This is a genomic window from Nonomuraea fuscirosea (genome assembly GCF_003001935.1).
In the GTDB taxonomy this organism is placed as follows: Bacteria; Actinomycetota; Actinomycetes; order Streptosporangiales; family Streptosporangiaceae; genus Nonomuraea; species Nonomuraea fuscirosea.
The window spans coordinates 1-11,521 of record NZ_PVNG01000062.1; the positions used below are offsets into that span (position 1 = coordinate 1).

Sequence of the window (11,521 nt, forward strand, 5' to 3'; positions counted from 1 at the left end):
CGAGCAGCGCGGCCAGGTCTTTGACGGTCAGCCGGGAGGCCACGCTCTTGAGCCTGCCACCGCCGGTGGTGAACACGTGCAGCCGCTGCGTGCTGATCCACACGGTGATCGGCAGGCCCGCCCGGTCAGGTCCGAGCCACAGTTGCTGGCCACCGATCGACAGGTTCCCCGAGGCGGGCACGATCCGATCGACCTCGATCGCCTGGCGCGACAGCGGATCGACCGAGGTCCTCACAACGGGTTCGGGCCGTTCAGGCTGATCACCGTGGTCGCCGGCCGGAGCCGGGAGATCCGCGGGCGCCGGAGCGGCTTCAGGAGCGGAAGCGGTCACCGTGGTCAGAGCGGCGGGCAGCTGCAGCGGCAGTTCCCGCTCTGCCCGGCGCTGTCCGTCGCTGCGCTCGGCGAAGAACCGATCAGCCGGGAAGGCCATGTCCAGCGCCTGGTGCGGGCGGGCGGTGTTGTCATGCTCCACGAACGCGTCCGTCTCGGCCTGGGCGGCCTCGATCGAGGCGAACGGCAGCGCCTCATCCAGCCATTCGCGGCGCACGCTCTGATGAAAACGCTCGATCTTCCCCGTCGTGGTCGGGGTTCTCGGGGCGGTGTGACGCAGCTTGATGCCGTTCTCCCGGCACACCCGCTCGAACAGCACCTCACCCGCCTTCGGCCCGCCGAACCGGCCGGTGAACTGCTTACCGTTGTCCGTCAGCACCTCCAACGGCACCCCGTAGCCGCGCATCGCCTCGGCGAACGCCGCGCACACCATCCGCCCGGTCGGCCGCGCCACCACCGAGGCGATCACACAGAACCGCGAGTGATCGTCCACCCCGGTGATCAGCTTGGCCTCACTGCCGTCGGCCAGCAGCAACCCGCCCATGATGTCCATCTGCCACAACTGCATCGGCCCCGGCCGCTCCCACCGCCGGTAATCCTCGCGCTTGCGCCGACGGGCAACAGGGTCGACCAGGCTGTTGCGCACCAATGCCCGGTAGATGCTCGCCCGCGACGGCAACGGCTCCACCCCGCGCCGGCCCAGCTCCCACAGCAGGGTGCGCGGCCCCCACCGCGGATGAGCCCGCCGCAACTCGCAGATCAACGCCTCGATCGCAGCCGGTGTCTGCATCGGGTGCGCCTTCGGTGCATGCGACCGGTCAGCCAGCCCTGCCAAGCCGCCGTCCTGATACCGGCGCACCCAGCCATGCACCGACTGCCGCGACACCCCATACCGTCCGGCCACGTCGGTGACCTTCGCCCCCGACAACACCTCGATCACCGCGTGATAGCGCTGCTCCACGACGCTCAACTCCACCAATGCCACCCGAGCCTCCCCCGAAGCGCCGATAACGCCACGAGCAGGCACAGACAACGATCAAGGTGTCAAGCATCAAGCGAGGCCAGAGTGTCAACCATCAAGCGAGACAGGACATGGATCATGCCAACACACTGCCGAATTGTTCTCATAGGTATCAAGCGGCGGCGCGGCGCGCCGCCGTACCCCCGGCCCTCCGCCCGCCCGCCGCCCGGGCGTGCGGCCTGGGGGCCGGTCCCGGACGGCGGCGGGACACCGGGCCGGGCACCGCACACCGCCCCGCCGTACGGACCGAACGCACCGACCGGGGGTTGCCGCACCGCCACACAGATGCAGCCCTACGATCGCCACAGCATGGCCGGCCGCCGTAGATGGCTGGGGGCGATCGACGATCCAGGGTTCGTTCCTCACCCTGGCTCACCGAGGTAGCGTGGCTGACCCCCGTCGCTGAGCTGATGAGGACGATCGGCATTGAGAGAAATAATGTGGCCGAAGCCCATGACGCTCTGCCCAGTCGTCTCAAGGGCCTACCCCGAGCATGTGTTTCTGTTCGCACGGTAGGGTGCGGCTGCAATGAGCTGACTGGGCATCGAAAGGGTGCGGTCCATGAAACCCATAGGCCTCGTTTTAGGCGATACGGAACGTCTGCAGTGGGATTTCACGCCGCTCGTCAGCGCTGGACCACTGCGGTTCGGGATGAGCCATGACGAGGTGATCGCTGCGCTGGATGCGGATCCCCCTTCCACAGGCCCTTGCAGATGGGGAGGGCGCTTGGCATGGTTCCGTCTGCCCACCTCATACGGCCATGCCCTGACGACGTACTACGCCGAGTCTGGTCGGCTGTCCTGCATCGCGGTTGATGCGCTTCACGGTCCTCAGGTAACGATGGACGGCCTTCGACTGGTTGGACGTGTGCCGTCTGAGTTGGTCGATCTGTTCGTTGATCACATGCAGTTACGGGGACTGCCGGAAGCGGTCCGCTGCTCACAGTATGGAGATCTTGGAGCTGACGAGCTTGGGCTCGTGCTGCGTGCGCAACGCGCTGGAGATATCCTCCTGACGCGTCCGGTTTTCGTTGCTCGCGAGTGGGCCGATCGTGTCTGTGATGTGACAGAGGGCTATGTCCCTGATGAGGAATGGCAGGTGTACTGCTGAAGGGAAGAACGTACACAGCCACTGACTTGCATTGAATCCATCTGGAAGCAGGTTCCAGAGAGATCGTTGGCTGGCTATGCCCCGCGGGATATACGCGGGATGATCTTCCCTGGCAGGGGAAGCGAGAACCGTACGCCGAGGTCAGGGGCCCGATGCGGTCTGGAACGTCGGCCCGCTGTAAAGCCGTCGGCTCTCCGATTCCGGGAGCCAACTTGGGAGCCAACGGGCCGTACGATCCCGAACCGAGCTGGACTGATATGAACAGGCGGCTCGCTCACGACCTGCACGGCGAACCGGTCTGAACGCCTTTGGTGACCGTTCGGGGACCTACGGATTAGAAGGTCACGTCGTGCCCGTTGCATGCCCATCAGGAGGGTGAACAAGGGGGACTCACGGGGAACCACGGGTACTCGGCCCGCTCCCCCGCAGGTCAGTGCTTCGCCAGCTCAGGAGCCAAGTGCGTTAGAGACTTCCCAAGCTGACGGCGCGGGTTCGATTCCCGTCACCTGCTCCAAACACAATGGCCCAAGCTGAGAGTGCGTCCCAGCCCTAAGCTTGAGCGTTATGGAAGATCACCGACGCGGTTGACGATGCCACGAGCCACTTCTGCCCACGCGACGATCACGTCGCCTTGGACATACTTGCCCTTGAACGAACGAGAAGCTCGCTTCCCATCCCCGATGAAGAGCGTCCGCCCCCCGAGGTAGGCGTAACTCGTTGGGTCGACGATGATTTCATGGCGCGTCCCGTCTCCCCTGTCAAGATAGATTCCCATGCCTTCCCTGCCTGCCAGGTCCTGTACCTTCCCCTCTACCCCGATGCCCTCCAACTTGGACACGACGGTATAGAGGGCAGCACGTAGACGAGGCGGAGGAGCACCCTCCTGAAGGATCATTTGGACGCTCTGGAACAGAGTCCAAGACTCCGGCAGGTTGGAGCGACCGGAAAGGTTCTCACCATCTTTCCGCAGGCGTTCCAACAAGGCGGCCGGGTCCAGGGGCAGGGACCGAAGGTAGGCCACATCCCACCTGGGTACCCCGGGACTCCTGCTGATGTTGCCGGTGGCGAGCCCGCTGCTGCCGATGGGAGCGACTTCGCCAGAGCTCACACCACGATAGCGTCTTGCTATCTTCTTACCGTCACCTTTCTGCCAGCGTTCGTGAGTCTGTGTCTTCCCCGCGCCCGGCGCGTCTTCCTGCTCAGACAGATGAATCAGCGCTTTGGTGTAGAGCCACTGATTGTCACGCGGGTAGACGTCCGTCACTTTCGCAGCCGCTGTTCTGGCCCGTTCTGCCAGGCTTTCCGCGTTGGCCACCGGAAGCCACGCCGGAGCGTTGACGGTTTCCTTGACCTCATTGAAATCCTGTACGACCGCGACACCGGTGACGATCGAAAAACCGAGGACGCCGACACCTGCCAGGCGCAACACCATCGGCCGGAAACGGCGGGAAGCCGATGCGGGATCCATCGCGGCGAGCAGTCGCTCTCGCCCAGCATCCAGGTCACGAAAGTCGCTTTGCCGTACTTCCGAGCGCAGGTCTCGGACCAGTTCAAGGTCGTTCACAAGATCTCCTCACTCATGCTGATCGGGTTGACGCCGCCCAGAGCATGGACGACCTTGCGACGGGCACGCGACAGACGCGAGCGCACCGTACCGATGGGCACGTTTAGTGCCTGCGCCGTCTCCTCATAAGTGAGGTCGCCCCAGGCGATCAGTAGCAGTACGTCGCGCTCACCACGCCCAAGCTTCGCCAGCGCGGCCGCAAGCGGTTTCCGGGTTGCCCCCGCAGAGACCCGGAGGACCACCTGCTCGTCGAACGCCACCGCCACAGGGTCTTCACCGGTGCGGGCGAGTGCCCGGTAACCACGCACTTCCGCCCGCCGATGACTGCCAATGACATTCGTGGCGATGCCATACAGCCAGGGCAACGCCTCCCGGCGGTCGAAGTTGTACCTATGCCGCTTCTCGAACGCTCTGGTGAACGTCTCGGCCACCACATCTTCCGCGTGTTCGGGACCGAGACGCCGGACGACATAGCGATGCAGCACAGCGGCATGCCGGTCGTAAAGTTCAGCGAAGTGTCCAGGAACGCGTAGCGACGCCTCGATGATGGATGAGTCATCTCGCTGATCCCCCTGCCGCACATGGTCATCTATCGGCGACCGTGTCACCGCGGGAAGCGGAGGATCCGCCAAGACGAACTCCTGTTCCGTGGTAGTTGTCACGAAGGTACTTATCCGAAGGGACGACCGAAGTTCCCGCCGGGAAGCCGTGAGCGGTGGACTGACTGCCCAGCTCCGCGACGGTCGTGAGCATCTGGACGGGGACGAACGTTGGATTCATCTGAAGGACAGTGGTGTGGGTTCCTCCACGACTGACACTCTTGATCGCGTGCCAGATGCGTGCAGAACAGGCGGGGAACCATGGTCACTCGCCCCACCCTGACCTGCATCCTCCTTCCCTAGCTCAGGACGCCAAGGTCAGCAGATGATTCCCAAGCTGACAATGCCGTGGCTGTACAGCCACGAGTACAGCCAAGACGGTGAACGATGGCGGAACTCAGCGAACGTCCACGGACACCGCTCCTGCAGGCCAGAGCCTCAGGCCTCGATCGAACCGCCTTCTTTTAACCCGTAGTGTGTAAAGCGATCTTGCTGCTGGTTTGGTTGCTTTACCTGATGCGGCCTGGGTATGCCTCGGCCAGGGTGATCACCTGTTGTCCCTTCTGTAGCCGACGGCGCTGTCTCGGCGACGATGGTGGCGATCACTTGGACACCTACTGATTACAAGGTTCTTGCAGGGGTCAGCAGCCACCGGGCGAAACTGCCCTCTTCGTCTAGCTGGGTGTACCAGCGCACTTTGAACGCGAACGTTGTGTACGTCGTCGTTAGCAGAAGGCCTGGATCGTCCTGGTGCGATGGTCGTCCGTGTACTGGCGGCACCGGTCCTGGTCGGGCAGGTATCAGGGGTTGCGAGTGTGGTCCGGTGCCGTCGTATGCGGCGCTGAACAAGGCGAGCTCCTTGCTGCGCACGATGAGCGGGTCACCGTCTTCATCGTCGGTGTCCGGGTAGCGGAGGGCTTCGGTCAGCACGCGCGGGTAGTCGGGGCCGGATGCCTGCACGATGGCGATGCCGCCGTCCTCTGCCTGGAAGACCTCCATCCAGCTGTCATCGCGGACGACTCCGTCGGCGCCGACGAGGGCTGCCCAGCCGACTCCGACCGGGATGTTGGTGTCCTGCGGGCCAAGATCCACGATGTCGTCGTACTGGTTGTCGCTGAATCCACGCCACGCGTCGCGCAGCGAAGCGTCGACAGCGAGAAACGGATCGCCGTTCGTCCAGAGTCGGCCAGTATGCACCCACGGTCCTCGCACTGGTCCATTGTGGCCGAAAGCTCACCGAAAGCTCACGAAAGCTCCACGAAGATGGAGCGGAGAAACCTGACCGACCATCGAGGCCGAGCCCGTCACCATGACCGGGATCCTGTCGGACATCGCTGACCGCCTCCCCGGCGCTCCTGGCCCCGATCGGCGCCGGTCTCATCCCGGACAAGGCCCCCGAGATCCGCCCCCTCCCGCAACCGCCTCACTTCCCGTCGACGGCAACCCGGCCGACGCGGGCGAAACACCCGCGCCAGACCCGACCCCAACGCCGGACCCCAACGCCGGGCCCCAACGCCGGGCCCCAACGCCGGGCCCCAACGCCGGGCCCCACGGCGGTGCCCGCGGGAGGTGGGAGGCGTCGATGGTCGGTGTCGCCGGCGCGGTCTTGGTGGCCGGGGTGGTGGCTTCGGGGGTGACCGATGCTGTGGGGGTGTCCCCAGCGGCGGGTGCGCAGCCGTTTGCCGGAGCCGTCGACGGAGGTCTCCCAGTTCGCCAGCCTGGCGATTCCCCTTGCCCAACCAGCGCTCAAAGGAAGGTACTACGCGGCTAGTACTCCTAGTACTCCAGTGACACTTTGCGATCATGGTTCGGATCTGCGCTGGTAGTGGCAGTGTCGGGCTGTTGCTTGGTGGCGTCGGCGCCAGTTTGACCAGCGTAGAACGTGTGCGCTAGAGCGGTGCCGGGTCAGCACGAGTGCGCCCAGGAGCCGGCGGATCTCGGGCAGGGTGAGCGGGATGCGGTCGTCCGGTGGTGGGTGGCTGGGCGGCGGCGATGGCGGCCAATAGGGGCCAGGGCGAGCATGGCGAGAGTGATGTGCCGGTGCCAGGATGTCCAGCCGCGCACCTGGTAGTGGTCCAGGCCGACCTGGCCCTTGGCGGCTTGAAGGACTCCTCCACCGCCCACCCGATACCCGCGATCTTGACCAGGGCCATGAGTGGCTGCCGGTCGGGGGCGTGGTAGCGGTAGAACGCCAGTTCGCCGGTGGTCAGGTTGCGTCGGATCAGCAGCCACGGATAACCGTCGGCCTGGCCTTCGTCGATGCGGGCCAAGGCCCAGGCATGCCAGCGCGGGCCCTTGGCGCTCTGCCCGGCGCGGTAGCGGTGCCAGTGGCGATCGGCCACCGGCGCCGCGACGTCAGCCGCGCTCAGAACAACGCCCTGCAGTTCGACGCGCCGGTTACCGGCGATGGCCAGCACATAGCCCGTCCGGCGCGCTTCCAGAGCGGCGCGCAGAGGCGGGTCTTGGCCATTGACCTCATCACCCGTCGCCCAGGCCGCCTGCACGCCGGCCTGCAGCGCGGCCAGAAGAATCGTCGTGGCCAGGGCGGGCTTGGTGGCGAAGGCGGTCTCGTCCGGGACACCGGCCGCCCGGCAGCGGCCGGGGTCGACCAGCCAGGTGTGTTCGGGCAGGTGGAGCCTCCGTTCCAGCAGTGCCCGCCCGGCCGGAGTGGCGTAGGCCAGGAACACCCCGACCTGGCAATTGTCGATCCGGCCCGCGGTGCCGCTGTATTGCCGCTGCACTCCGGCCGAGTGAGCGCCTTTCTTGACGAAGCCGGTCTCGTCCACGATCAGCACGCCGCAGGGGCCGAGCCGGTCGACGGCGAAAGCGCGCACGTCATCGCGCACGGCGTTGGCGTCCCAGCGGGCGGTGCGCAGCAGCCGCTGCAGCGTCTGCGGGCCGATCAGCGCGGCATGCTCGGCGAGGTTCCAGCAGTTCTTGCGGTCGATGTCGGCCAACAGCCCGCGCACGTAAGCCCCAGCAGCGCGACGCGGTTCGACCCGGCCGAACCGAGAGGCGATCCGGGCCATCAGCTCGTTGAAGATGACCATCCAGCCATCAGGGTCTACGCTCTGGCTCGCGGCCACCGCACGATCTTTTGTAGTCCTCACAAACTCCGAATGATCACGCGGTGGCCGTCGCCATGTGACCCCAACGCCTCAAGATCGCGAAGCGTCCCTGGAGTACCAGGGGCTGATCCGCGACCCGCGCCTGACACTTGCCGACGTCCAATGGGTACTTGGGCACGCCCAGATCACCACCCCGGAGATCTTCATGAACCCGGCCCCGGACGAGGTGATCAGCCACGTCCTGGCCCATCATGAGCGGGGGCGCAGAAGCCAGCTGCCGCTCTCGGCGCCGCCTGCGCCCGAGTATCGGCCCGAGGTCTTGGCCGCCCTGTTCGGTACGTCGCAGATCACTGGGGGTGTGAGGCCTCGCAAGATCCGGGACGGCCCGGCGAACGGACCGCGCAGCGGATCCTGGGCCGGAGCCTCCGGCGGAGTTGCAGGCACGTCCACTGCCGGATGGGTGGTGGCAGGCTCGGCAGGAACGTCTGGCTATGACGTCGCGGCTGCTGGCCACGTGTACCAACATCAAGGCGGTCAGGCGTGATCTGGCCCGACGCTGGCAGACCAAGCTCCTGGCTGGGACAACAGCCTGGCGGCAGCTGGCTGGCCAGCGGAGCGGACACCGCCGGGCTGGCCTGGACCGATGCGACTTTTGGGCAGTGACGCGACAGTTCCGGCGCGACAGCTGATCGGCGGGCTCACCTGTGCTCGTCGTCGGGCAGGTACATCTCAGCCGGATTCCTGTTCGGAGGTGTGGTCCGCCCGCTCGAACCCGCTCCGCCGGAATACGTGATACCGCCGATCCCCTATCCCCGCGATCTGGCAATCACGGGCGCGATAGGCCAATGGAACATGCTGTGAGAGGCAGCCCAGTTCCGGCGCGCTTTTTCAACATGAACAACCTATCGGAGCCGATGGCGAAGATCGCTGACCTTGGCGACGTCAACGTCACGTTCGTGCCACACACCCGGACGCGGTACTTCGAATACGCCCCGCTGTTTCACCTCCTGCCCAAGCGCGTCCTGGAGATGTTCGGGCTCCCGTTGCTGCGTGGAGGTCAGTGGCCGTTCATGGCCGGCTGGGCAGGCACCGACGATTTCCTGCCGCGCGACTTCGAAGCACAGCTTGTCCGCGCCTGGGCGTGAGACGGTGTAGCCGCATCTGGTGCCAGGGACGAAGATGAAGGCGTTCTCGGCCGACGACCCGATCCGGCTGCTGGCTCACAACCTGGACTTTTGGGTGCCGACGATCATCGCTGCCATCCTGGACCGGCTGCGTGACCTTCCCGAGGTCGACAAGGCCGAGTCTCCCAGCCTGGTCACCCTTGAGGACGGCAGTGTGCTCAGCGGGGCGGTGGCCGGCAACCCACGAATGGGCGGCACCCGTGTGGGGCATCCGGGGTAAAGACGCCGCCTCCTGCTCGCCTGCTGGCGCAGTCTCCCGGCGCGCGAGCTGCGCCGCCAGAACGTCGAGGCCGCCAGCCTCCTCCAGCTCCTTCACCACCAGCCGACCCGCCCGCTCGGCAACATCCCCGGATCCGGAGCCCGCGCTCGCAGCAGGATCAACATTCCCGCCGCCGGCCGGGCGAACCGCTCCCTGGATCGGACGAGCTGATCACGGCAGCTGGCTATAAGACAAGGCGCGAAACGCCACGGGGACACGGGGGGACCGTGTCCCCGTGTTCCCCCATCTGGTCAGTCCTCGCAGGGAACCCCACCCGCGCGATGGAGTCGTTCAAGCGCGCTCTGAACTCCCGCCAGCAGTAGGCGGGGCATTAGACTGAGCCGCGTGACTGAGCATGCCCTGCCCCCTGGCGACGACCATGAGATCGTTCAACGTGGTGACGACCTCGCCGTGGTGGTGCCGATGGAGGAGTATCAGAAGCTGAGGGTCACCTACGCCTGGCACAACAGTCCCGGTCGGGTCGTGACCACGCCGGAGACGTTTCTGGCCGTGTCGGGCCTGTCGGAATCGGAACAGCGGGTGCTGCGTGAGCGTTACGGGCTGGGCAACGGCCCGGCCTGATGTCTTTCCACCTGGAATGGGAGCGTCTGGCCCGGCAAGCCTACGACCAGATTCCTCCTGACAAGCGCCTGCCCGTTGCCGACGCCGTCATCAAGCTGATGATCGAAGGCATCCCCGACGCCGCCGAACCGGGTGAAGACGGCCGCTGGAGCATCCGGGCGGGCGAGTACATCCTGGTGTTCGTGGAGCACGAGCTCGACATCTACCTGATCGCCATCGAGGCTGCATGAGCCACAGACTGCGGGCAAAACAGCCGTGCACCAGCGTGGAATCTCGCCAGCCAGGCCCGCCGTCCGGCCGCCTCTCCCCGTCGCCGCGCCGGCGCCGGCATCGAGGTCTACGCTCCGCTCGCGGCCGGGCTGGCGCTGCCGTACAGGGCCGTGCGGGTCGGTGAGGACTTCACTGCGGCCGAGTTCCGGGTACAGGCCGTCTGCGGCCGGCATGCGCCGATCTACGGCGGCCGGCCCGACTGTGTGAACCTCGGTTATCTCGTGGAGGGCACGCTCTACCATTCCGGCGATTCCCTGCACGTCCCGAACGAGCCCGTGGAGACGCTCCTGGTCCCCCTGCAGGCATCGTGGCTGAAGACCGCCGAGGTGATCGACTTCGTTCGCGCGGTCGCCCCCGAGCGGGCCTTCGGCATCCACGACCGGCAGGTCAACGAACGAAGCTCGGCCAGCGTGAATGGCTGGGTCGGCCAGGAGACGCGGCACCGCTACCGGTGGCTGGCCCCGCAGGAAAGCGCTTGACCGCACACGTCGGCCTGGGAGGTGTACGTCAGCTCTCTGCTGCGCCCCAGGGCCATCCCGCTGCCGGCGGCCGCCGTCGACGTGCACGGGCGGCTTCGAGCAGTTCTTGCAGGCCATTGACCCCGACGCCGTCGGCGATGTCCACGCCGTCTGGGCCGATGCCGTCGCGGCCCCCGATTGGGCGGGCCCGCCGGTGTGGGTGCACGGCGACCTCCATCCCGCGAATGTCGCCGTCTCGGACGGAACGCTCTTGGGCGTGATCGATTGCGGTGCCTTGTTCGCCGGCGATCCGGCGTGGGACCTCGCCGCCGCGTGGGTGCTGCTCCCCGCGGGCGCGACCGCACGGTTCTTCGACGCGTATGCGCACGCGGACGAGGCGGCGATCCGGCGCGCCCGCGGGCTGGCAGCGATGAAGAGCCTCTTGCTGATGCTCATGGGGCAGAACGGAGATCGAAGCCGTCCGCGGGGTAAGCCGAACTGGGGACCTGCAGGCCGGGCGGCACTTGATCGTGTTCTGAAGGGCGTTTGATGCACACTTCTTGATCTTGTTCTCGATCTTGTTTGAGGGCCATGCGGAAGCCCACCTTCGTGGGGTTCATCGATCACCGCGCATGGTGGGGATGCCAAGGTCCACAGCCGTATGCTGCCCGTGGCCCCGATCGAGCTGGCGGAGTTTCTCCTCGGCGCCAGCCAGGCTGACCTGGAGTCCTTCGACCTCGCCGAGCCAGCCTTCGGCGAAGACGGCGCCCTCGATGAGTCAGTACAGGTGGGAGGCCCTGGGCGGACTAACGGCTCAAGATAACGGTCGTTTGCGGGACGGTTGAGCCTTCGTGGCAGGAGCGCCTATTTGCGAGCAGCGATCAAACGGTTGGTGAGTTCCACGGTGGCCAGAAACCACCAGAAGATCCAGTCCAGGAACAGGGGGTCGTAATCGCCACGCTGGTCTGCTCGGCGGTGACCTAGGGCGTAGCGGTTGGCGATCTCGAACAGCGCCCCCTCATCCGGCTTGCCTAGTTCATCGCGAATCAGCTGGCGGCGCTTTTCCAGAATGCCGG

12 protein-coding genes and 2 pseudogenes are annotated in these 11,521 nt (G+C 66.1%); 7 read left to right on the plus strand and 7 right to left on the minus strand.

The window, feature by feature from the left end:
• Positions 1-1,300 (minus strand): IS481 family transposase (locus tag B0I32_RS55575; RefSeq protein WP_245956731.1); only part of this gene is annotated, 1,300 nt, incomplete at its 3' end.
• A gap of 612 nt (positions 1,301-1,912) precedes the next feature.
• On the opposite strand from B0I32_RS55575, the gene B0I32_RS59460 reads away from it, so the two are divergent.
• Complete coding sequence (locus tag B0I32_RS59460; protein ID WP_219912553.1) at positions 1,913-2,461, plus strand: hypothetical protein; 549 nt, start codon at positions 1,913-1,915, stop codon at positions 2,459-2,461.
• A 562-nt stretch (positions 2,462-3,023) separates the two neighbouring features.
• Here the strand turns inward: B0I32_RS59460 and B0I32_RS57320 are convergent.
• The 5 genes and pseudogenes from B0I32_RS57320 to B0I32_RS55600 all read right to left on the minus strand — a co-directional run bounded on the left by B0I32_RS57320 (position 3,024) and on the right by B0I32_RS55600 (position 7,653).
• Positions 3,024-4,025: a CU044_5270 family protein gene (locus B0I32_RS57320; RefSeq protein ID WP_146178763.1), complete on the minus strand. Its 1,002-nt coding sequence runs from the start codon at positions 4,023-4,025 to the stop codon at positions 3,024-3,026.
• Complete coding sequence (locus B0I32_RS55590; RefSeq protein ID WP_342751860.1) at positions 4,022-4,633, minus strand: RNA polymerase sigma factor; 612 nt, start codon at positions 4,631-4,633, stop codon at positions 4,022-4,024. Before B0I32_RS55590 ends, B0I32_RS57320 begins: the two co-directional genes overlap by 4 nt.
• 429 nt (positions 4,634-5,062) lie before the next feature.
• Positions 5,063-5,230: a hypothetical protein gene (locus B0I32_RS58655; protein ID WP_181308940.1), complete on the minus strand. Its 168-nt coding sequence runs from the start codon at positions 5,228-5,230 to the stop codon at positions 5,063-5,065.
• 15 nt (positions 5,231-5,245) lie between these two features.
• Entirely contained in the window at positions 5,246-5,821 is a 576-nt protein-coding gene (locus tag B0I32_RS55595) for a hypothetical protein (protein ID WP_219912554.1), read from the minus strand.
• 604 nt (positions 5,822-6,425) lie between these two features.
• Positions 6,426-7,653: pseudogene (locus B0I32_RS55600) on the minus strand (IS701 family transposase).
• Between the two features lie 953 nt (positions 7,654-8,606).
• Here B0I32_RS55600 and B0I32_RS55610 point away from each other — a divergent pair.
• The 6 genes from B0I32_RS55610 (at position 8,607) to B0I32_RS55630 (ending at position 10,995) form a co-directional block, all read left to right on the plus strand.
• Entirely contained in the window at positions 8,607-8,837 is a 231-nt protein-coding gene (locus B0I32_RS55610; RefSeq protein WP_106253551.1) for a hypothetical protein, read from the plus strand.
• Positions 8,838-8,871: 34 nt separating this feature from the next.
• Positions 8,872-9,096 carry a hypothetical protein gene (locus tag B0I32_RS55615; RefSeq protein WP_106253553.1) on the plus strand — a complete coding sequence of 75 codons (225 nt, stop codon included), beginning with the start codon at positions 8,872-8,874 and terminating at the stop codon, positions 9,094-9,096.
• Between the two features lie 384 nt (positions 9,097-9,480).
• Complete coding sequence (locus B0I32_RS57325; protein WP_146178765.1) at positions 9,481-9,717, plus strand: hypothetical protein; 237 nt, start codon at positions 9,481-9,483, stop codon at positions 9,715-9,717.
• Positions 9,717-9,947: a hypothetical protein gene (locus B0I32_RS55620; protein WP_106253554.1), complete on the plus strand. Its 231-nt coding sequence runs from the start codon at positions 9,717-9,719 to the stop codon at positions 9,945-9,947. Before B0I32_RS57325 ends, B0I32_RS55620 begins: the two co-directional genes overlap by 1 nt.
• 150 nt (positions 9,948-10,097) lie before the next feature.
• A complete protein-coding gene (locus B0I32_RS55625) occupies positions 10,098-10,466 on the plus strand; it encodes an MBL fold metallo-hydrolase (RefSeq protein WP_106253556.1) in 369 nt (122 codons plus the stop codon).
• A gap of 106 nt (positions 10,467-10,572) precedes the next feature.
• Positions 10,573-10,995: a phosphotransferase gene (locus B0I32_RS55630; protein WP_425438161.1), complete on the plus strand. Its 423-nt coding sequence runs from the start codon at positions 10,573-10,575 to the stop codon at positions 10,993-10,995.
• Positions 10,996-11,309: 314 nt separating this feature from the next.
• On the opposite strand, the pseudogene B0I32_RS55635 reads toward B0I32_RS55630, so the two are convergent.
• Positions 11,310-11,521: pseudogene (locus B0I32_RS55635) on the minus strand (hypothetical protein); the annotation flags it as partial.